The organism is Methylobacterium sp. P5_C11 (assembly GCF_054049775.1).
Genome location: NZ_JBFULS010000011.1, coordinates 95,085 through 115,749, shown reverse-complemented (window position 1 = coordinate 115,749; position 20,665 = coordinate 95,085). Strand labels below are relative to the sequence as shown.

At 70.8% G+C, this 20,665-nt stretch carries 21 protein-coding genes and 1 pseudogene; 13 read left to right on the top strand and 9 right to left on the bottom strand.

Annotated features, from left to right (window positions below):
* Nucleotides 1-321: hypothetical protein (locus ACXJKQ_RS08915; RefSeq protein ID WP_457105401.1), on the top strand; the 321-nt coding region annotated here is incomplete at its 5' end.
* Between the two features lie 26 nt (nucleotides 322-347).
* On the opposite strand, the gene ACXJKQ_RS08910 is transcribed toward ACXJKQ_RS08915, so the two are convergent.
* Together ACXJKQ_RS08910 and ACXJKQ_RS08905 are read right to left on the bottom strand one after the other, a co-directional pair.
* Nucleotides 348-659: a hypothetical protein gene (locus tag ACXJKQ_RS08910; protein ID WP_457105400.1), complete on the bottom strand. Its 312-nt coding sequence runs from the start codon at nucleotides 657-659 to the stop codon at nucleotides 348-350.
* Nucleotides 660-1,020: 361 nt separating this feature from the next.
* A complete protein-coding gene (locus ACXJKQ_RS08905) occupies nucleotides 1,021-1,281 on the bottom strand; it encodes a hypothetical protein (RefSeq protein ID WP_457105399.1) in 261 nt (86 codons plus the stop codon).
* Nucleotides 1,282-1,858: 577 nt separating this feature from the next.
* Here ACXJKQ_RS08905 and ACXJKQ_RS08900 point away from each other — a divergent pair.
* From ACXJKQ_RS08900 to ACXJKQ_RS08885, 4 genes are all read left to right on the top strand, one after another.
* Nucleotides 1,859-2,287 carry a MucR family transcriptional regulator gene (locus ACXJKQ_RS08900; RefSeq protein ID WP_457105398.1) on the top strand — a complete coding sequence of 143 codons (429 nt, stop codon included), beginning with the start codon at nucleotides 1,859-1,861 and terminating at the stop codon, nucleotides 2,285-2,287.
* A gap of 281 nt (nucleotides 2,288-2,568) precedes the next feature.
* Nucleotides 2,569-2,814, top strand: coding sequence for a hypothetical protein (locus ACXJKQ_RS08895; RefSeq protein WP_457105397.1), 246 nt, complete (start codon nucleotides 2,569-2,571; stop codon nucleotides 2,812-2,814).
* A gap of 236 nt (nucleotides 2,815-3,050) precedes the next feature.
* Complete coding sequence (locus tag ACXJKQ_RS08890) at nucleotides 3,051-4,448, top strand: MFS transporter (RefSeq protein ID WP_457105396.1); 1,398 nt, start codon at nucleotides 3,051-3,053, stop codon at nucleotides 4,446-4,448.
* Nucleotides 4,449-4,575: 127 nt separating this feature from the next.
* Nucleotides 4,576-5,535, top strand: coding sequence for a helix-turn-helix domain-containing protein (locus tag ACXJKQ_RS08885; RefSeq protein WP_457105395.1), 960 nt, complete (start codon nucleotides 4,576-4,578; stop codon nucleotides 5,533-5,535).
* Between the two features lie 68 nt (nucleotides 5,536-5,603).
* Here the strand turns inward: ACXJKQ_RS08885 and ACXJKQ_RS08880 are convergent, their stop codons facing one another.
* Nucleotides 5,604-6,971 carry an NAD(P)H-dependent oxidoreductase gene (locus tag ACXJKQ_RS08880; protein ID WP_457105394.1) on the bottom strand — a complete coding sequence of 456 codons (1,368 nt, stop codon included), beginning with the start codon at nucleotides 6,969-6,971 and terminating at the stop codon, nucleotides 5,604-5,606.
* A 202-nt stretch (nucleotides 6,972-7,173) separates the two neighbouring features.
* Complete coding sequence (locus ACXJKQ_RS08875; protein WP_457105393.1) at nucleotides 7,174-8,082, bottom strand: LysR substrate-binding domain-containing protein; 909 nt, start codon at nucleotides 8,080-8,082, stop codon at nucleotides 7,174-7,176.
* 133 nt (nucleotides 8,083-8,215) lie between these two features.
* Between ACXJKQ_RS08875 and ACXJKQ_RS08870 the strand changes: the two genes are divergently transcribed.
* The 5 genes from ACXJKQ_RS08870 to ACXJKQ_RS08850 all read left to right on the top strand — a co-directional run bounded on the left by ACXJKQ_RS08870 (nucleotide 8,216) and on the right by ACXJKQ_RS08850 (nucleotide 14,585).
* Nucleotides 8,216-9,079 carry a class II aldolase/adducin family protein gene (locus ACXJKQ_RS08870; protein WP_457105392.1) on the top strand — a complete coding sequence of 288 codons (864 nt, stop codon included), beginning with the start codon at nucleotides 8,216-8,218 and terminating at the stop codon, nucleotides 9,077-9,079.
* Between the two features lie 271 nt (nucleotides 9,080-9,350).
* A complete protein-coding gene (locus ACXJKQ_RS08865) occupies nucleotides 9,351-10,805 on the top strand; it encodes a CoA transferase (protein WP_457105391.1) in 1,455 nt (484 codons plus the stop codon).
* A gap of 160 nt (nucleotides 10,806-10,965) precedes the next feature.
* Nucleotides 10,966-12,693 carry a ubiquinone-dependent pyruvate dehydrogenase gene (poxB, locus tag ACXJKQ_RS08860; protein WP_457105390.1) on the top strand — a complete coding sequence of 576 codons (1,728 nt, stop codon included), beginning with the start codon at nucleotides 10,966-10,968 and terminating at the stop codon, nucleotides 12,691-12,693.
* 281 nt (nucleotides 12,694-12,974) lie between these two features.
* Nucleotides 12,975-13,913, top strand: a complete 939-nt coding sequence (locus ACXJKQ_RS08855; RefSeq protein ID WP_457105389.1) for a pirin family protein — start codon at nucleotides 12,975-12,977, stop codon at nucleotides 13,911-13,913.
* 147 nt (nucleotides 13,914-14,060) lie between these two features.
* The gene (locus ACXJKQ_RS08850; RefSeq protein ID WP_457105388.1) at nucleotides 14,061-14,585 is read left to right on the top strand and encodes a hypothetical protein; all 525 of its coding nucleotides are present in this window, start codon (nucleotides 14,061-14,063) and stop codon (nucleotides 14,583-14,585) included.
* 642 nt (nucleotides 14,586-15,227) lie between these two features.
* Here ACXJKQ_RS08850 and ACXJKQ_RS08845 read toward each other — a convergent pair.
* Complete coding sequence (locus tag ACXJKQ_RS08845; RefSeq protein ID WP_457105387.1) at nucleotides 15,228-15,671, bottom strand: MucR family transcriptional regulator; 444 nt, start codon at nucleotides 15,669-15,671, stop codon at nucleotides 15,228-15,230.
* A gap of 121 nt (nucleotides 15,672-15,792) precedes the next feature.
* On the opposite strand from ACXJKQ_RS08845, the gene ACXJKQ_RS08840 reads away from it, so the two are divergent.
* Complete coding sequence (locus ACXJKQ_RS08840) at nucleotides 15,793-16,761, top strand: helix-turn-helix domain-containing protein (RefSeq protein WP_457105386.1); 969 nt, start codon at nucleotides 15,793-15,795, stop codon at nucleotides 16,759-16,761.
* A 7-nt stretch (nucleotides 16,762-16,768) separates the two neighbouring features.
* On the opposite strand, the gene ACXJKQ_RS08835 is transcribed toward ACXJKQ_RS08840, so the two are convergent.
* From ACXJKQ_RS08835 to ppk2, 3 genes are all read right to left on the bottom strand, one after another.
* Nucleotides 16,769-16,996 (bottom strand): hypothetical protein, encoded by a 228-nt coding sequence (locus tag ACXJKQ_RS08835; protein ID WP_457105385.1) that lies wholly within the window; start codon nucleotides 16,994-16,996, stop codon nucleotides 16,769-16,771.
* 510 nt (nucleotides 16,997-17,506) lie between these two features.
* The gene (locus tag ACXJKQ_RS08830) at nucleotides 17,507-17,755 is read right to left on the bottom strand and encodes a hypothetical protein (RefSeq protein WP_457105384.1); all 249 of its coding nucleotides are present in this window, start codon (nucleotides 17,753-17,755) and stop codon (nucleotides 17,507-17,509) included.
* Nucleotides 17,756-17,814: 59 nt separating this feature from the next.
* The gene (ppk2, locus tag ACXJKQ_RS08825) at nucleotides 17,815-18,738 is read right to left on the bottom strand and encodes a polyphosphate kinase 2 (RefSeq protein ID WP_457105383.1); all 924 of its coding nucleotides are present in this window, start codon (nucleotides 18,736-18,738) and stop codon (nucleotides 17,815-17,817) included.
* A 153-nt stretch (nucleotides 18,739-18,891) separates the two neighbouring features.
* Here ppk2 and ACXJKQ_RS08820 point away from each other — a divergent pair, with 153 nt between their 5' ends.
* Nucleotides 18,892-19,167 (top strand): hypothetical protein, encoded by a 276-nt coding sequence (locus ACXJKQ_RS08820; RefSeq protein ID WP_457105382.1) that lies wholly within the window; start codon nucleotides 18,892-18,894, stop codon nucleotides 19,165-19,167.
* Nucleotides 19,168-19,226: 59 nt separating this feature from the next.
* Nucleotides 19,227-20,087: pseudogene (locus ACXJKQ_RS08815) on the top strand (metal-dependent phosphohydrolase).
* A gap of 45 nt (nucleotides 20,088-20,132) precedes the next feature.
* On the opposite strand, the gene ACXJKQ_RS08810 reads toward ACXJKQ_RS08815, so the two are convergent.
* A complete protein-coding gene (locus ACXJKQ_RS08810) occupies nucleotides 20,133-20,651 on the bottom strand; it encodes a cupin domain-containing protein (RefSeq protein WP_457105381.1) in 519 nt (172 codons plus the stop codon).
* Between the last annotated feature and the right edge of the window lie 14 nt (nucleotides 20,652-20,665).

Sequence of the window (20,665 nt, the reverse complement as noted above, 5' to 3'; positions counted from 1 at the left end):
GGCCTCACCCTCGCGGAGGCGGCCGACGCGGTCGCGCGGACGGGACAGGCCTCGGAACCCCGGGCGACGCGTTCGCCGCCGCCACGGCGGCCCTATGCCTGGGAGCAGCCCAAGGCCGCGGTGACGCCCATCACCGTCGAGGAGTTGCTGCGTCAGAAAAGCGAGACGGAGACATGGCGCAGGCGAGCGGCGAAGGCCGCCGACCGCCGCCGAAAACGGGAGAACGCGGATCAGGAGGCCTACATGGCCGAGCAGCGTGCCCGCCAGGCGGAGCGCGACAAAGCCTGGGCGGCGGGACGGCCGGCTTCGGACGAGCCCTGAGTGCCCGTCACCCGACCGGCGGGCGCTCAGCGGTGGCGAAGGGGTCTCGCCCGCCGATGATGACGCGCGCCGCGGCGGCGGGGGCCGACCCGCGCCGGCGGTGATACCTGCGGTTCCACAGCGGGGGCGCCGGCCGAGACCCCGTCATGGGCCGCGACGATCCGGCGTGCCTCCTCGACACTCATGTCGCAGGCGCTCGTCATCCCCTGCAGGGCGCCCAGCGCCCGATTGTACTCGGGAAGATTGGTGCATCCGGGCACGCCCCAAGCCCAGGCGGGCACCGGGACCGCGCCCGCCACCGCCAGCACGAAGGCGGCAAGAACGTTCCTGAACGACAAGGGCCATCCTCCGTGCAATCCGGGCTCAAATCCCGACCCGCAGCGGGGAAACGCGGTCGTCCCGGCGACGGCTCCGCGCCGGCGGGATCAGGCATCGCCGCACAGGCTCGGACTCAAGCAGGGTCCGGGGATCCGGCGTGCGCGGGTCGATCGCGGTGGGCACCCGGCCGCGACGGTCGCCCTTGGGGCAGCCCTGCGGACTCGCCGACCTCCCGCTGAACCGCGTGCCGATCCGCGCGCTCGTCGTGGCGACGCACGTCGTCACATGCCCCAGCATCCGCGGGTCTCGGCAGCGCCTGCAGAGACCCTGAGGCCACCGGCCAGGGACTCGCCAACCAACGCCGCCCCGGCCGGCTAACCCTCAGGCGGCTTCCAGCAGGAAGTTGGCGCGGCGGAACATCAGCTCACGCCGATAGAAGTAGACGCCGCGCCGCCGCATCGCCGCGTGTGCCGCGTCCGCGTCGAACCCGTAGGGCTTGTCCCGCGACGTGTCGATGCAGCTTACATACGTCCAGTGCACACCGTCGATCATCGGCGGGATCGGCTGATCCTGCCGGACGGCGCAGAAGCTCTGCCCGTCGGAGGCATTGACGAAAATGTAGAACGTCTTCCGCGCGCACATCCGAACCTCCAGAGGACTCGGTGGGTGTCACTGCAACGCAACGGTCAAGTCATAAACCGATTTCGTGGCAATAGTCAAGCTTCTGCCACATTTCCGCCACGCATGCGATCGCGCAGTGTCTCGGTCAGAGCCGACAGTCGGGTTCCTCGGCGGCGGCGGTGCCTGACCCATGCCGCCCTCGATCACGGGGCGCGCCCCTCGCCCTGATAGACATGCCGTCGCGGCGTCGCCGCAGGCGGGATCCAGCCCCATCCTGATGGCGCGTCCACGGTCACGCCGAGACGGCCATGCGAAGTCTTCGCGATGCGGTCGGATCGTCTCGGACCACGACGGTTGGCGAAGCGGAAGCGTCGATGCCCTGAGGGCGACCGTCCGGCGCAGGGCGGCAGATAGCCTAATGGACGAAGCGCAATACCTCAGACAGGAAGCCGACCAGCATGCGACCCGCGAGCGTCGGCAACAGCCATAAAGGAATTTTGTATTCAAAAAATAGATACTTATCGATGCTGTCATCCTGCATTGACACGCATTAATGTCCGAGTATTCATAGTCGTGAAGGATCTGGTGGAGATCAAAAATGACGTCGGTCGATTTGCGCAAGGATCAAGATGGTCTTGAACCCGCGATGCGCGAGATCGCGGTGCGCGTCGTGGCGGCCTATCTGTCGAACAACGCGGTCCCGCACGCCAGCCTGCCGCCGCTGCTCGCGACCGTACACGAGGCGCTCTTCGCGCTGGCGGATCGGCCGCCGGCCGCCGAGACGACCCACGAGCAGCCCACGCCAGCCCAGATCCACGGATCGGTCCGCCAGGACGGCCTCGTCAGCTTCATCGACGGCCGATCCTACAAGACCCTGAAGCGCCACCTGACGGCGCATGGGCTCTCACCCGAGCTGTACCGTGCGCGCTACGGGCTGCCCGAGGATTACCCGATGACCGCACCCGACTACGCCGAGCGACGCTCGGAAATCGCCAAGGCGATCCGGCTCGGACGCAAAGCCGCCTGACCGGCGCAGACGCACTCCCCACCCGCCCTCCCGCATCACGAGACGAGCGGGAGGCCCCGACCGTGGCTCCCACCCTCCCTGCTGAGCCGTGGCACGACCCTGTCGGCGGAACTCTCGACGCGCGGCCCCGTGAACCGATCGCGTTCGCAGGCGTAGATGACCGTGGCGGGTGACCCGCGCAGACGACTGGGTTTCGGGGATCCGCCGCCCTCGGTCGGTACGCGGTTCCTGGACCGGGTGCCCGCATCCGGGAGCCACGATCGAGGGGGAGGAATTCGGCCATGCGGGACCAATCGGGTTGGGTCGCGATCCTGCTCCTCCTGGGTGCGGCGCCGGCCTCCGGGCAGACGGTCCTGGCCCCGTCCGGCGACTCGGCCGTGACGCAGCCCGGCGGCACGCAAGGGCGCTCCGCGCGACGCAACATCCAGGAAGCTTTTCGCAACGGCGACGTGATCGGCCATCCGTCCCGCCCGGTGAACCTCGGAATGCAGCGAGACAGGTCGCGCCACAGGGCGCCGCGCTTCTAGACCGCGTCCGGCCGTGCCCCGTGCGACGCTCCGGCCGACACGGTCGGCGCGCTCCTCGGCGCCGGGGCGATCAAAGGTCTGAGCCGATCCTGCGCGGCAGACGATCACGTCCGGATCGCGCCTGCGGCTTGCGCATGGTGCATTTGTGAACGCCGTCGCGTTTCCCGCTGCACGGTGCGCCGCTATGGCAATGGCTCACCGGCTGCGCGCGCTCCGGTCCGGGAAAGACCACGCTCTTGATCGACGCCAGCCTCAAAGCCGCGACGCCCTCCGAGACCGGCGCGTGCGCGAACGGATCGATCGCGTCCGTCACACGACGGCTCGATTCGCTGCCGATCACGCGGCTCCACGCGGTGGTGCTCGCGGTCTGCACGCTGGGCCTGTTCACCGACATCGCCGAAGTCGCCCTGAGCAATGCCCTGGCGGCGATCTTCCTTGCGCCCCCCCACAACATGGCGCGGGGCAGCCTCTCGCTGCTCCTTGCCTCCGTCTTCGCCGGCGGGGCCATGGGTGCCCCCGTCTTCGGGATGCTGGGAGATCACCTCGGCCGCAGGCGCGCGCTGCAGGCCTCCCTGGCCCTGATGGCCGCCGGATCGCTGGCCGCCGCCGCAAGCGAGGGGCTCACGGCGCTGACCGTCGCCCGCACGGTCTCGGGTTTCGCGATCGGCGGATTCCCGCCCCTGGTCGCCACCTACCTCGCCGAGGTGATGCCGGCACGCCGCCGCGGCGCGACGCTGCTGATCTGTGCCGGCATCGGACTCTTCGGCGGCCTGGCAATCATCCTCCTGGTCCAGGCTCTCGCACCGGGTGCGCCGCTCGGAATCGAGCCGTGGCGCTGGGCGCTGATCCTCGGCGGCGTCCTGGCGGCGCTCGGCGGCCTTCTGTTCACGCGGTTGCCCGACTCGCCGCGGTGGCTCGCCTCGGTCGGGCGCTCCATCGAGGCCGACGGCGCCTGCCGGCGGTTCGAGCGCGCGGCCGGCCGGGCGCCCGTCGTTGAAGCGCGCAACCTCGCCCCCGCGCCGGCCGCGCTCAAGGCTGCGGGCTTCCGCGCCCTGTTCACCGAGACGCGCGCGTTACGCCGGACGGCCCTGTTCGTCGGGCTCTACACGCTCGCCCCCCTGGCGACGATCGCCTTCCCCCTGCTCAGCGCCGTCGTGATGGTGGAGAAGGGCTTCAAGGTCGATCAATCCCTCGCCTTCGCCGCGCTGTCGATGCTGGGGCCGCCGCTCGGCACACTGCTGACCGCGCTGGCGATCGACCGGCTCGAGCGGCGCGCCTGCCTGACGGCCCTGGCGGCGGCGATGGCGGGCCTGGGCACGGCCTTCGCGGCGAGCGGCACGTTCCTGACGCTGGTCCTGATCGGCATCGCCTTCAACACCGCGGCGGCGACCTATGGCAGCATCCTCGCCGTCTACGCGACGGAACTGCTCCCGACGCCGCTGCGGGCTTCGGCCATGACCTGCGCCTGGGCCGGCGGCCGGGCCGCCGCCGCCCTGGCGCCGATCATCCTCCTGCCGATCCTCTCGGCCTACGGGCCGCACGCGATGTTCGCGGTGATCACGTTCGTCCTCGGGGCGAGCGCGGCCCTGCTGCTCACCGGACCGCGCGGACTGTCCGGCAGCGCCGTCGCATAGGGAGGCCGCAGGCTACGGGCTCGCGGAGCCGGACCGGACGGCGTCGGTTGTAAATCCGGCAAGATTCACACGATAGAGTTGCGCAGTTGGTGCGAGGGAATCGCCGGGCGCGACGGGAGTGTCACACGTGTCGAGCCCGGCCCTTGTCCCAAGTCTCGTCGAGACGACGAGCCACATCGAGCCCAAGCGGGCCTTCGAGTTCTGGCGCTGCACGGCCCTGGCGGCGTTCGGCGACATCGGCCGGCAGCATCCCCGGGAGCGGTTCTCGGCCAAGCGCCTGTCCGTGGCCTCGGCCAACTGGTCGCTGACCCACACGGTCAGCAGCCCGGTCGAGGTGGAGTTCCGCTCGCGGCATGTCGATCGGAACGCCCGCGGAATGGTGGTGATCGGCCTCGGGCTCGACGGCATCGGCTATCAGGAGCAGAACGGCCGCGGCGCCCAGCTCAACCCCGGCGACCTCAGCTTCCTGTCGCGGAACCGCCCCTTCGTGGCCGGTACCCAGAGCGCCTACGACGAGATCCGGCTCGCCGTGCCGCGCGAGATGTTCGAGGCCTGGATCGGCGACGCCGACGCGTTCGCGGGCCGCAGCCTCAACCCGCACCCGGCAGGCGCGGAGGTCCGGGCGCGCCTGCGCGGCCTGGCCGGCTCGATCGCCTGGATGTCCGAGAGCGAGGGGCAGACCGCGATCGAGGGCGTGCTCCATCTCCTCGGCCGCCTCGTCGACGGCACGGACCGGCGCACGAAGCCGGAGGAGGTCTCGCAGGCGGCCGTGGTCTCGCTCGCCCGCGCCCACATCGCGCGCCGGATGCACGATCCCAGCCTGAACCCGCAGGACATCCAGAAGGCGCTGGGCCTGTCCCGGACCAGCCTGTACCGCGCCTTCTCGGAGGCCGGCGGCATCGCGGCGGCGATCCGCGACGCCCGTCTCGACCTCGCCCGCCGGCGCCTCAAGGCCGCCGGCGACGACAAGGTGCGGATTGCCTCGATCGCCTATGCCTGCGGGTTCACCGACGTGCCGACCTTCAACCGCGGCTTCCGCAAGCGCTTCGGACTGGCGCCGGGCGACCTGCGGACGGCGCCTCCCTGATTCGGTCCGCGTCCGGCCGGCGCATCGGCCCGCCTCGGCCGGATCGCGGGCGGCGGCGCGCCCACGGCCTAACCGGCAGTCCGGGCGAACCCCGCTTCCCGGCGGAACAGGTCCTCCATCTCGCGCCGGACGCGGATCGCCTCCTGACCGGCGTCGAACACCACGTCGCTCCAGCGCACGGCCCGGCCCGCGGGCACGTCGTTCCGGAGGACCATGTTGTGGGCGAGGCCGATCGGCAGGGCGTCCTGCGCCAGCGAGTCGGCCGCCGGCATCAGCTTGCCGTAGACGGTGAACCCGCCCTCGCCGTCGAGCCGCTCGCCGGCCCGCAGCGCCCGCTTGGCGGTGGCGGCGACGTCGCCGCGCCAGTCGCCCGTCGCTCCCGTCGCCTCGCCGCGGACCGCGATGGAGGCGACCGAGATCCCGAGTTCCAGGCCGATCAGGTGATAGGGCTTGTAGGTGGCGGCGAACCGGCCGCTGGCATCGGTCTTGAGTCCGTACTGGGCGAAGCAGTCGCGCACGTAGGGGCTCGGCGCCTCGAACACCGCGTAGACGCCCCAGCGCAGATCCCGAAACACCGGCCGCCCGTCCCGCTCGACGGATGAGACCACCTCGACGGTGCCGCGCTCGGTCAGGAGGCCGCCATCCGCCACGGGCTTCAGGATGCCCGGCAGGTCGTCGACACCGCAAGGCGGGAAGGCGAGGCCGTCGCGTGGCGGGGTGAGCCCGCAGGCATTGGCCACGGCAGCCATCTCCAGCGCCGACTTGGTACCGTCGAGAAAGGAGTTGAACATCTGCGGGTTGAAGTCGCCGCCCGCGACCTGGCTCTCGCTGAAGCCGTAATGGCCCCAGACCGTGTCGGGCGTGGAGGCGTGGTAGGCCGGGAGGTACTTGGTGCCCTTGCCGGCGCAGATCACCTCCAGCCCGATGGTGCGAGCCCAATCGACCAGCTCGGCGATCAGGGCCGGCTGGTCGCCCGAGGCCATGGAGTAGATCACCCCGGCCTCGGCCGCCTTGCGCGCCAGCAGCGGCCCGGCCAGCACGTCGGCCTCGACGTTGACCATCACGATGTGCTTGGCCGCCGCGAAGGCCTTGAGCGCGTGGCGGATGCCGGCGGCCGGGCTGCCGGTGGCGTCGATGACGATGTCCACGAACGGGCTCGCGATCATCGCGTCGGCATCCTCGGTCACGAGGGTCGTGCCGCCGCGCGCGGCCTCCTCCAGCCCGCGCGCGGCGAACCGGGGATCGTCCCAACCGACCCGCCGCAGCGACTCGCGCGCCCGGTCCGGCGACAGGTCGGCCACGGCGACGAGGTGGATGCCGGGCGTGCGCGGCGCCTGCGACAGGTACATCGAGCCGAACTTGCCGGCCCCGATCAGTCCGACCCGGACTGGCCGGCCCTCGTCGGCGCGCCGCTGCAGCTTGGCGGATAGGGACATGGGGCGTTCTCTCCCTGAGCGGCGCGCGGTCGGGCTCGGATCCCGCCGCGTTCGCCACGTTGTTCGAGCCTGAACCTAGAGCGATTCCCGATGCTGTTGAGACCGGTCGAATGACAGGACTGGCCCCGCCGGTTCGTGCGATGGGACGCGCGCCCTTTCCCCGGCGGGAGAGGGCTGGTGTGAGGGATCAGGTCTGTCCGCCTCAGGCCGCGCCCGCCCGGCTCTCCGCCTCCACGTCGAGCAGCCAGCGGCGGAAGGCGCGGATCTTCTCCAATGCACCGTCGCGCTCGCGGTAGCAGATGAAGTGGAGGTCGCGGGTCAGGCTCGCGACCCGGCCGCCGCCGAGGCGCACCAGCTGCCCGGCGGCGAGTTCGTCTCGGGCGAACCGCAGGGTCTCCAGCGCCACGCCGAGCCCCTGAACGGCCGCCGAGATCACCAGCGAGCCCCGGTCGAAGGCCGCGCCCGCCGCCCCGCCCGGGACCAACAGGCCGTTATGGGCGAACCAGTCAGGCCAGCGGACGGGGCTGAACGACGAGTCGAGCCGGGTGAAGGGCGCGATTTCGCCGGGCGCGGCTGCCTCGGTGGCCCGGGCGACCTCGGGCGTGCACAGGGCGGCGATCTCCTCCGGCCCCAGGGACTCGACGGTCAGGCCGGACCCGCGCGGCGGGCGGCCGTAGGCGATCAGGATGTCGATCTCCTCGTGCCGGCCGAGATCCACCGAATCGGCGCTGGTGGAGAGCCGGATGGCGATGCCGGGATGGGTCTCCACGAAGGCGGGCAGCCGGGGTCCCAGCCACTTCGCCGCGAAGCTCGGCGTGCAGTGCACGGCCAGCGACGAGGGCGGCGGCGGGCTGAGCTCCGCGCAGACCGCCTCGATCGTGTCGAAGGCGCTCGAGAGGCCCGCGAGCAGGCGCTGGCCGTCGGCGGTGAGCGTCGCCTGCCGGTTCGCCCGCCGGAACAGGGCGCGCCCGAACCAGCGCTCCAGCGCGCGGATCTGGTGGCTGACCGCCGAGGGGGTGAGGTGCAGCTCCTCGCTGGCGCGGGCGAAGCTACCCAGGCGCGCGGCCGCCTCGAAGGCCCGCAGGGCTGGGAAGCTCGGGATCCGGCGCATGCGTCAATCCGTGAATTGGATTCATGGAACGCGTGAAAAATCGTCGTTTGTCAATGCGCGAAGGGAGCAAGATAGTGCGGGCCATTCCGCGATCGGCCGTCGCCCCGTCGACGCCGGAGGACGAGGAGACGCCATGCTCGACGATCATTCCCACGACGAGGCCGCCACCCTCGACCTGCCAAACGACGATGCCGGTCGCAAGCGGACCTCCATCTACCAGCCCGAGCAGGCCGGCCTGATCTTCCCGGAGATCCCGGACTTCGCCAACCACGCCGAGGAGCGGGACTACCGCAAGAAGCACCTCGTCGCCGCCTGCCGCGCCTTCGCGATGCACGGCTTCGACTACGGCTTCGCCGGGCACCTGACGATCCGCGACCCGGAGCGTCCGGAGCTGTACTGGACCAACCCGATGTGCGTGCACTTCTCGCAGGTGCGGATGTCGAACCTGATCCTGGCCGACCACAAAGGCCGGGTGGTCGAGGGGCGCCACGCCATCAACCGCGCGGGCTTCGTCCTCCACGCCGCCGTGCACGAGGAGTACCCGGAGGTCATGGCGATGTGCCACGCGCACACCACCTACGGCACCGCGTGGTGCGCCACCGGCCGGCCGCTGGAGATGATCAGCCAGGATGCTGCGGCCTTCTACAACAGCCACGCGGTGATCGGCGCCTCGGCGGGCGCCGTGGCGGTGGAGAAGGAGAGCGGGCTCTCGGTCGCCCAGCAGATCGGCCGCAACCGCGGCGTGCTGCACCAGAACCACGGCCTGCTGACCTGCTCGCAGCACAGCATCGACGACGCGGCCTTCTGGTTCATCGCCCTGGAGCGGGCCTGCCAGCAGCAGCTCCTGGTCGAGGCCTCCGGCATCAAGCCGCAGCTCCTCTCGGAGAAGACCGCCCGCTACAGCCGCGAGCACGTCGGCAGCGACTACATCGGCTGGCTGCACTTCCAGACGCTGTACAGCCACATCGCCGAGACCCAGCCCGACATGTTCGCCTGAGGCCGGCCGGCGCTGCCCCGCGCGGACGGCACCGCGACGGACACGAGGGCCGGCCGAAAGGCCGGCCCTTCGGCTGTGGGGGCATCCCGGCGGGCCGGAAGCAGGGCCGCGGAGCCACCCGCGACCCGAACGCGGGGCCGGATGGGTGATCTGCGAGCCCTGCCCCGTGGCGGAGGCGGTCCAGCGCGTCCGTCATAGCGATCGGCGGGATCGCGATTGATTCATCCGTCGCGGGCGGCCAGCATGCGCGGGCGATACGAGGGCCGCGACCATGCCGAAGGGACACGCCGCCGCCGATGCCCTGCCGGCGATCCTCGCGGAGGTGCTGGACACCCTGGCGCTGCCTTCCCACGCGGCAAACCGGCTGGCGGTCACCGGTGCGGAAAGCCTGCCGTCGTGCTTCCCGGTCAGCGAACTGGCGGCGGCGGCGATCGGTGCCGCTGGCCTGGCCGTATCCGAGCTTCTGGGCTCGGTTGGGCCACCGCCCACCGTAACGGTGGATCGACGGCTGGCCTCGGCGTGGTTCGGCGTGTCGGTGCGACCGCGCGGATGGTCGATGCCGGCAGCCTGGGATCCGATCGCCGGCGATTACCGGACGGCGGATGGCTGGATCCGGCTGCACACCAACGCGCCGCGCCACCGCGCTGCCGCCCTCGCGGTCCTCGGCTGCGCGGGTGAGCGGGACGCCGTCGCGGCCGCTGTCTCGTCCGAGGCGGCCGAGGTCCTGGAATCCGCCATCGAGCGCGCGGGCGGCTGCGCCGCGGCCATGCGCAGTCCGGAAGCGTGGCAGAGCCTGGACCAGGGCCGGGCCGTCCGGGCCGAACCCATCGTGTCGATCGCGGAAACGCCCGGCCTGCGCCGGTCGCCGTGGCGCCCGGACCCGAACCGCCCCCTCGCGGGGATCCGGATTCTTGACTTGACCCGCGTCCTGGCGGGACCGGTCGCCACGCGCTTCCTGGCCGGGCTGGGCGCCGAGGTCCTGCGGATCGATCCGCCGGGCTGGACCGAACCGTCCCTGGAGCCTGACGTCACCCTGGGCAAGGTCTGCGCGCGACTCGACCTCCGTCAGGTGGCCGACCGGACGCAGTTCGAGACGCTGCTCTCGGAGGCGGACATCCTCGTGCACGGATACCGCCCGGGCGCCCTGGAGGGGCTCGGCTACGGTGAGGCCCGGCGCCGGGCGCTGAATCCAGACCTGATCGACGTCGCGCTGTGCGCCTATGGGTGGACCGGACCGTGGGCGGGCCGTCGCGGCTTCGACAGCCTCGTCCAGATGACGACGGGCATCGCGGCGGCCGGCATGCGCTGGAAACAGGCCGACCGGCCGGTGCCGTTGCCCGTCCAGGCCCTCGATCACGCCACCGGCTATCTGATGGCGGCGGCGGCCATACGAGGTCTGATGACGCGGCTGCTGGAGGCGCGGAGCGTCACCGCCCGGCTCTCCCTCGCGCGGACGGCGCTGCTGCTGACGGACCATGCCGGCGGCGCGCCCGGGACCGCCTTCAGCGAACACCAGGATCGGGACTACGCGCCGGACATCGAGCATACGGCTTGGGGCGCTGCCCTGCGGTTGCGTTCACCCGTGCGGTTCGACGGCCTTCCGCTGCGATGGGACCGTCCGGCCTGCGCCCTCGGCTCGACGGAAGCGACGCAGGTCGAGACCTTCGCGCGCGCGCAGTCCTCCGCGCCCGGCCACCTTGCCGGCAGCGCGGGAGCCGGACCTTGATCGTCGGCGGACCCGTTGTGCCCGGCCCGAGGCCCTTCGACGGCGGGCGGTATCGGACTCCCGGCGGACCGCCCCCCCCGAAGACCGGGTGGGCCTCGGGCCGGCTGGCTCCTGACCCTACGAGCCCGTCACGCATCACCAAGCAGCCGAGCGAGAGCCCATGAGCATGAAGGTCGCCGAACTGTTCGTCCGGGCGCTGGCGCAGGCCGGCGTGAAGCGCATCTACGGCATCGTCGGTGACAGCCTCAACGGGCTGACCGAGGCCCTCCGCCAGGACGGCTCGATCGCCTGGATTCACACGCGCCACGAGGAGAGCGCCGCCTTCGCGGCCGGCGCCGAGGCGCACCTGACCGGCGACCTCGCCGTCTGCGCAGGCTCCTGCGGGCCGGGCAACCTGCACCTGATCAACGGCCTGTTCGACGCCCACCGCTCCCGCGTGCCCGTTCTGGCCATCGCGGCCCAGATCCCCTCGGCGGAGATCGGACGGGGCTACTTCCAGGAGACGCATCCGCAGAACCTGTTCCAGGAATGCAGCCACTATTGCGAGCTGGTGTCCTCTCCGGCCCAGCTGCCGGGCGTGATCGAGACGGCGATCCGCGTCGCCATCGCCGAGCGCGGTGTCGCCGTGGTGGTGATCCCCGGCGATGTCGGGCTCATGGCCATGCCGGGCGGGGCGCCCGAACTCTCGGCCGCCCTGGTGCCGCCCCCGCCCGTGGTGCGCCCGCGCGATGCCGACCTCGACGCGCTGGCCGGGATGCTCAACGCGGCCGGGCGCGTCACGCTGTTCTGCGGCCGCGGCTGCGCCGGCGCCCACAGGGAGCTGCTGCAGCTCGCCGAGGCGCTGAAGGCGCCCGTGGTCCATGCTCTGGGCGGCAAGGAGCACGTCGAGTGGGACAATCCCTACGACGTCGGCATGACCGGCCTGATCGGCTTCTCCTCGGGGTACCGGGCGATGCTCGATTGCGACACCCTGCTCCTGCTCGGCACCGGCTTCCCCTATCGCCAGTTCTATCCCGAGACGGCCAAGGTGGCGCAGGTCGACCTCCGGGCCGAGAGTCTCGGCCGCCACTGCCGGATCGACCTCGGCCTGATCGGCGACGTCGGCGAGACGATCACGGCGCTGCTGCCGAAGCTGCAGCCGAAGACCGACCGGGCGCATCTCGACGACAGCCTCGCCCATTACCGCAAGGCCCGCGCGGGCCTCGACGCCCTGGCGGTGGGCAAGCCCGGCGGCAAGATCCATCCGCAATACGTCGCCCGCTCCCTGAGCGAGGCGGCCTCCGAGGACGCGGTGTTCACCTTCGACGTCGGCACGCCGACGATCTGGGCGGCGCGCTACCTCGCCATGAACGGCAAGCGCCGGCTGATCGGCTCGCTCAACCACGGCTCCATGGCCAACGCCCTGCCGCAGGCGATCGGCGCGCAGGCGGCCTATCCCGGGCGGCAGGTCATCTCGTTCTCCGGCGATGGCGGCTTCGCCATGCTGATGGGCGACCTTCTGACCCTCAACCAGCACAGGCTGCCGGTGAAGATCGTGGTGCTCAACAACGGCACCCTGGGCTTCGTCGAGATGGAGATGAAGGCCGCGGGCTTCCTCGAGACCGGCGTCGCGCTGGTGAACCCGGACTTCGCCGCGATGGCGAGCGGGGCCGGCATCTTCGCCCGGCGCGTCGAGGATCCGGCCGCGCTGCCGGAGGCGATGCGCGCGATGCTGGACCATGACGGCCCGGCCCTCCTCGACGTCGTCTCGGCCCGTCAGGAACTGTCGATGCCGCCGAAGGTCGGCCTCGAACAGGTGACGGGTTTCGGGATGTGGCTCGCCAAGGCGGTGATCGACGGGCGCGGGACCGAGATCGTCGACCTCGCCAAGACCAACCTCTGGCGCTGAGCCGCCGATCCAGGCCTGATCCGGCACGGGGCTGCGCGGCGGTCGCATCCGAACCGGCGATGGCGGCGCGCCCTGCTCCGCGGATCGACTGGCGACCGCGTCCAGGCCGTTAGATTTGGAAACGATGCGTTTCGATCGTTTCTATTTCAACCTGGAAGGGAGCGGTCCAGGATGACCAAGACGCCAAGCCGACCCCGAACGGTTCCGGGGCGGCCCAGCAGGGGCCACCATCCGCGACGGCCGATCGCGGTATCCGCCATTCCCCGCGAAGGAGCAACGCCATGAGCTGGCACAGTGCCGAGGACCCGATCCCGGGCGACCATTTCAGCTGCGACGCGATCCGGACCCTGATCGTGCCCCGCTCGCGCGATCTCGGCTCCTTCGCGGTCCGGCGGGCACTCCCCTCCACCGAGTGCCGGATGGTCGGGCCGTTCATCTTCTTCGACCAGATGGGGCCTTCCGAGTTCCTGCTCGGACAGGGCATGGACGTGCGGCCCCATCCGCATATCGGCCTGTCCACCGTCACCTACTTGTTCGACGGCGAGATCATGCACCGCGACAGCCTCGGCACCGAACTGCCGATCCGGCCGGGCGAGCTGAACTGGATGACGGCGGGTCGCGGCATCACCCATTCGGAGCGCACCGCCCCGACCCTGCGGCAGACCGGGTCCAGGCTGTTCGGCATCCAGAGCTGGGTCGCCTTGACGGATCGCGACGAGGAGAACGCGCCGGCCTTCGAGCATTACGACGCCGCCGCGCTGCCGGTCCTGACCGGCGAGGGCAAGACCGTCCGGCTGATCGCCGGCGAGGCCTTCGGGGCGCGCTCGCCGGTGCGGACATCGAGCCCGATGGTCTACGCCGACGTGGCGCTCGAGGCCGGCGCCGTGCTGCCCCTCGACCCGACCTACGACGAGCGCGCCATCTACACGGTCGCGGGCGGGATCGAGATCGCCGGCGACGGATTCGGCCCGGGCCAGCTGCTGGTGTTCCGACCGGGCGACCGCATCAGCGTGCGCGCCCTGGATGCGGCGCGCTTCATGGTGCTGGGTGGCGAGCCGATGGACGGCCCACGCCACCTCTGGTGGAATTTCGTCTCGTCGCGGCCCGAACGGATCGCGCAGGCCAAAGAGGATTGGCGCCAGGGTCGGTTCGACACCGTGCCGAACGACGCCGAATTCATTCCCCTGCCGGACGACCCGCAGCCCGTGCGCTACCCGTGAACGCACGCGTTCAAGCAGGTGCATCGCGGGAACGGACGCAACCCTAGCGCGAATGTTAAGGAGTCGTTAACCATTTTGCGTCGGTGTGGCCTGATCCCCTGATGCCTCACCGAAGGCTCGCGCAGCACCCGCTCGGCAGGACGCGACATGGAACCGACGAACCATCCCAAGGTCGAGGCGCCGGACCAGATCGAGGCCGTCGCGCGCGAGCCGACGACCCGGATCCGTGCCGGCAACCTCGTCCTGCTGGCCTCGGAGGAGCGCGCGCCCGCGCAGGGCCGGAGCGGAAGCCCGTCCCCGGTCGAGCGCTGGCCCGATCTCCTGGAGCGGGTCCAGGGCGCGGCGCGGCACCTCCGCGACGTCGAGGACCGCGCGCAGGAGCAGGAAGCGCACGTTCAGGATCTTCTGCGGCAGGTTCGGGCCGACATGGATACGGCCCGGGCGCAGGTGCAGGCCGCCGAGCGGGAAACCCACGAGGTCCATGCGCAGTCCATCAAGCTGATTCAGGCGGCCGAGGATCGGGCTGCGGCCGCCGAGGAGCGGGCCGCGGCCGCGGAACAGATGCTCCAGCGCATCGCCGAGACGATCGATGCCGAGTTCGTGATGCAGCCCGGCGGCCATGCCGGCCAGACCCAGGACGCCCGGACCCGGGCCGCACGGGCGGCGTCGTGACCGGCGCCGGGCCGACGGGATCGCGGCGGCGATGAACGCGGCGTTCTGGGCGGACCTCGACGCGCGCATCGCGCGCGAGCAGGCGGTCCCGAGCCCCACCGACGGCAACCGGCCGATGGCTGCGCCGAGCCCGGCGGCGCATCCGGAGGCACCGTCTGGGTCTTCTGCGGCGTCCGCGGCGGACTGGAGCCGGGTTCTGGACACGCTGTCGGCGGCGACCGTCGCGGCCGAGGAGCGGGATCAGCGTCTGAGCCGGCAATCCGACGCCTGCGAGAAACTGTCTGCCGATCTGCAGTCGGCGCGGCAGGAGATCCGGACGCTGCGGACGCGCTTAGAGGACGTTCAGAGCCAGGCGGAGACCCGGTTGCGCGCGATCCAGATGCTGGCGGATTCGCGCGTTCGGGATGCGGAAGAGCGCGCGCGCCGCCCACGAGCGGGCCGAGGCGGCCGAGGGCTGGCTGGCGCGCATCGAGCAGGCGAGCCGGGATCTGCTGCCGCCCGGCCGACACGCGGCCGCCTGCGGCGCAGGATCTGCAATCCTGGCAGCGATCCGGTTTGGAGCACAGCGCCCGCCCCCGAACATCGGATCAGTGTGGACGGTCCCCGTCGGAGTCGCGGCCTGTCGGGCCCGACGGAATCCGCTCAGGCGGCCCGCCCGCTCGACACGCCGAGGCCGATCGAGCGCGCCAGCGCGGAACGACGCTCCGCATAGTCCTGCGCGACCATCGGGTAGTCGGCCGGCAGGCCGTAGCGCGCGCGATAGCTCTGCGGATGCAGCCCGTGGGCGGTCAGGTGCCGCTTGAGCGTCTTGTAGTGCCGCCCATCGATGAAGCTCATGATCGCGTCGGGCCGAACCGACTTGCGGATCTGCGCCGCGCTCGGCATGTCAGGCTGCGCCTGCAGTTCCGTCTGAGCCTCCGGCGCGACGCCTCGGCCGGAGGCGAGGGCCGTGATCGCCTCGTGACACCGCGCGATCAGCATTGGCAGCTCGCTGGCGGCAACCCGATTGGTCGACACGTAGGCGACGACGAGCCCGGTGGTCAGCGTGACATCAGAAAGGGGGCTGACGGGGGTCGGTGCGGACACGTGTGGAGCTCCTGGGCGGGACGAAACCCTTCATAGGTCGCGGCGTCCCGTTGCGCTTGCCTGAGAGCGTGCTACCGTTTCTCCAAACGCGCACAGACAAGCCTCAATACAAGAAGTTGCGATGAGGACTTTGTTCTCGACGGCGGATTACAAGCCGAAAGACAGTTTCCGGCTCTGGCGCGAAACGATCTTTGAGCGGATCGTGCCTGTGGAACTGACGGCAAACGCCCCGCACGCGTTCTCCGGCATCATGGAGGCCGCCGAGGTCGGCCCGCTGCTGATGACCCGGGTGACGCAAGGTGCGGTGAAGACCGTTGCAACCCCAGATACGATCCGTCGGCACGGTAAGTACGAGACGTTGAATGTGGCGATCACGCTGAAAGGCTGCGTGCACAGCGCCCAGGATGATCGCACCGCGATCCAACATCCCGGCGACATCGTCATCCTGGATCGGCGGCCGGGCGCGATGGCGGCCGAAGTCGACACGCAGACGCTGTTCGTCGAGTTGCCGCGCGAATGCCTGGAACGCGCCCTCGGGTCGACGCGGCGCTACACGGCCCTGACGATCGGCGCGAATCAGGCTGGCACGGCGATGGCCACGAACTTCTTCCGGGAACTGGTCCACATGTCCGAGCGCCTGACGCCGGACATGTCCAATCGCATGGCCGCGATCGGCATCGACCTCATCGTGGCGAGCATCGCGGAACGGCTCGCGCAGGAGACTCCGAAGAACATCCAGGGCATCCTCATCTTCCAGCGCGCGGTGGCCCATATCGAGGCCAACCTGGGCGACGCGACACTCGATTCCGCCCGTCTCGCGGCGGCGGTCGGCGTGTCGCTGCGCCACCTGCAGGACCTGTTCCGCGAACAGGACCGCAACATCGCCGACTGGATCTGGCGGCGGCGCCTGGAGACGGCCGCGCAGCGCCTCGCGGATCCCGGCTTCGCCCATCTGTCCGTCGGCGAGTTGGCCTATTGCTGCGGTTTCAGCACGCAGAGCCACTTCAGCCGCCGTTTCAGGGATCGCTACGGATCCTCACCCAGCGAATATCGGTGGCGCAGCCTGGGCGCGGCCGAGAAGGCCTGCTGACACCCCGCTACTGGACGCGGGTGCCCGCCGAGTTCGACCGGATCCATCCCGGGGCGAGGATGTCGCCGCCCTCGGTGATGATCCAGGGATTGGCATCCTCGGCGTCGATCGCCGCAACCGCGGCGGCCAGGGCCGCCCGCAGCGTCGGGAAACTCCGTGTCGCAGCGACCCGAGCGGGCGCGGAGCCCGGCCAGAGGGTCAGTTCGGCGGGTCTGTCGAGGTCGGACGGAAGCATGGGGCATTCGGCCATGGCAGGGCGCGCCGCCGGTGCCGCGGACTCGCCCGGGATGCGGTCGGCGCGCACGACGCGCCCGTTCAGGAGGCCTTCGGCTTCGGTCGGGGAACGCCGACCTCGACCGTCTGTCCGGTCAGCGGGTTCATGATGAGCATGGCGGCACGTCTCCGGTTGATCTGCCCGTAGAACGTCGGTCGGTCGCATCAGGATCGCGGTGATCGGCGCAAATGCGTGGGTTCGGTAAACCAACCGTTCACCGCAACGGCGCGCCGCCTCTCCGTCCGGCGACCGCCCGAGCATAGACCGGCCTCGTCGTGCCGGCGGAGATCTCCGCGCCTACCGTTTTAGGCGTAGGATCCGGGGGCCGTGCCGCCTTCCTTGGGCGCCGGACCACGGATCGCCGGCCGAACGCGAGCCGGGCCGAGATGGGCCTGCGGGGTTCGACGGCTCCGGCCGGTCTTCGCCGGTTCGGCGCAGGCTCTGCGGGGCGCCGAGACGTCCCGGTTCCGTTCAGGCCGGCTCCGGCTCCGCCAGCAGGATGGCCGCACGGATCGCGGCCCGGCGCAGGCCGGCATCGGCCCAGGGTTGATCGATCAGCGTCCGGGCGAAGGGATGCGAGGCCACCGCTGCCGCGGGATCGATGCGGAAGCCATCGCCGAAGGCGATCGATCCGGGCGTCGGATCGGCCAGGTAGGCGTCGACGACGGCCGAGACGTCGTCATCGACGATGTGGAGGGTCGTGAACAGGTCGAGGGTCATCGGGCGCTTCGCCATAACGGCGCTATAGCGGCATCTCGGCGACAGGTTCACGACTCCCGTCAGTAAGAGGCCGGCACGTACATCTCGGAGGGAACCGGCCCGCGCACGTAATCCGCGTGCCGCAGGCGGTCGGGCAGGTGGACCGACGGGTGCACCATGCTGCCATACGGGATCTGGGCCAGCAGGTGGCTGATGCAGTTCAGGCGGGCGCGCCGCTTGTCCACCGCCTCGACCACCCACCACGGTGCCTCGGCGATGTGGGTGCGCGCCAGCATGTCCTCCTTGGCCCGCTTGTAATCCTCCCAGCGCCGGCGCGACTCGACATCCATCGGCGACAGCTTCCACTGCTTGAGCGGATCGCGGATCCGCATCTGGAAGCGGAATTCCTGCTCCACATCGGTGATCGAGAACCAGTATTTCAACAGCACGATGCCGGAGCGCACCAGCATGCGCTCGAACTCGGGAACCGAGCGGAAGAACTCCTCCACGTCCGCTTCGGTGCAGAAGCCCATGACCCGCTCGACGCCGGCGCGATTGTACCAGGAGCGGTCGAACAGCATGATCTCGCCGCCGGCCGGCAGGTGGGCGACGTAGCGCTGGAAGTACCATTGCGTCCGCTCGCGCTCGCTCGGAGCGGGCAGCGCAGCCACGCGGCAGACGCGGGGGTTGAGGCGTTGGGTGATCCGCTTGATCACGCCGCCCTTGCCGGCCGAGTCGCGGCCCTCGAACACGACAACGACGCGCAGCTTCCGGTCCTGAACCCAATCCTGGAGGCGGACCAGCTCGTGCTGCAGGCGCAGCAACTCGCGGAAATAGGCCTTGCGGTCCAGATGGTCCGGTGGCGCGCCCGCCGCGTCGGTCGCCAGCCGATCGAGGCGCGCCTCCTCGAGACCGAGTTCCATCTCCTCCTCGTAGCTGTCGGCGAGGTCACGCCGGATCGCCTCGAGGGCGTCGTCCAGGGCAGAGCTGTCGTCGGGCCACATCGCCGCTCCCCTCGCGCTTCGAGCGGCCGAGCTAGAGCAGCCTTGCGTGACAGGCCTGAGAAACATCCGGCCGGCGGCCGGACGATCCGGTGTCGCGCCGGTGTGCGTTCCGTCATACCGTTTCGCCCCCATGACGGCGACCGGAGACGCACCATGCCCGGAGAAGCGACGAAGCCACTGCCGCGGAGCCTGCGGGACAACCCGGATCCGACGCGGGCCGAAGGCGAGAAGGTCGGCGCCAGGATCGATTCGGCCTTCGAGAAGCTGTCCAGGAAGCTGCGCGCCCGGGCCGAGAAGGCCCGCGGCAAGCTCGACGCGGCGACGAGGGCCGACAAGCGCGCGATCCTGCTGCGGCGCTACGAACTCTATGCGGACGCGGCGTCCTATCTCGAAGAACGACTCGTCCACCGCGGGGAGCGATCCCCGTGACGGCCATCGATCCGGACGGGTGCGCCGCCGCCCGCCGCAACTGACGACGAGGGCCAACCATGTTCGACGCGACCAAGATGCTCGCCGACGCCCTCGGCGAGCATCTCGCCCTCACCTACCAGCGCACCTTCGGCAGCCGGGAGCCGCGCTACGCCGAGGTGATCGAGGCCGCGGCGCGCCTGACGATTGAGCGGATCGTCGGGAGCGACGCCCTCTACCACGAAGGCGACCACACCGCGCTCGTCGCGCTCGTCGCCCAGGACATCCTGCGCGGCCGGTTCCTGCAGCAGGGCATCACGCCGGAGGACTGGCTGCACATGATCCTGGCCGCCCTCTACCATGACATCGGGTACGTGCGCGGCGTCTGCGCGGGGGATCGGGCGCGGGCCTTCGTCATCGACGCGCAGGGCACGACCGTCAGCCTGCCCCGCGGGGCGTCGGACGCGGCGCTGGCGCCCTACCACGTCGAGCGCTCGAAGCTGGCGGTGCAGGAGCGCTTCGGCGGGCACGATCTCGTCGACGCGGCCCGGGTGATCCGGGCGATCGAGCTGACCCGCTTCCCGGTGCCGGAGGACGATTCCCATCGCGAGACCGGCACCGAGGCCGGCCTGCTGCGGGCGGCCGACCTGATCGGGCAGCTCGGTGACCCGCTCTACCCGCGCAAATTGAATGCTTTGTTCCACGAATTCGCCGAGATCGGCCTCAACGCCTAACTCGGCTACGACAGCCCGGCCGACCTTGCGGAGCGATACCCGGCCTTCTTCTGGGGGAAGATCGAGCCGGTGATCGGGTACGCGATCCGGTTCCTGGATCTCACGGTGGAGGGGCGCGGCTGGGTCGCCAACCTCTACGCCCATGTCTTCGCCATCGAACACGACCGTCGGCGTATGGGACCGCATCCCGGGGCAGGGCCGGGCTGAGGTGACGCGGCACCGGCGGAGGCCCTCGCCGCCGCGGCCGGACGCTTACGGATGCTTGTGGATCGGATCGACCCAGTAGACCGTCTCGGGCGCCTCGGCGGCCGCGACGTCGGGCAGGTTGACCACCACGGCCTCGTTGTCGGAGCGCACCAGCACGCAGTGCAGGGGCTCGTCGGTCGAGGCATTGATCTCCTGGTGCGGCACGTAGGGCGGCACGAAGATGAAGTCGCCCGGGCCGGCCTCCGCGACGTATTCCAGCCGCTCGCCCCAGCGCATCCGGGCGCGGCCCGAGACCACGTAGATCACGCTCTCCAGATCACCGTGGTGGTGCACGCCGGTCTTCGCGTCGGGCTGGATCGCCACCGTGCCGGCCCAGATCTTCTGGGCGCCGACCCGGGCGGCGTTGATCGCCGCCTGCCGGAACATGCCGGGCGTCTGCGCGGTGTTGGCGTCGAGCCGGTCGCCCGGGATCACCCGTACGCCGTCATGTTTCCAGCGCTCCGAGGCGCCCGGCCCGGGAGCCGGGTCGTGCGTGTGCGTGTGATCGTCGTCGCCGTCGTGCATGTCGAATCCTCCCG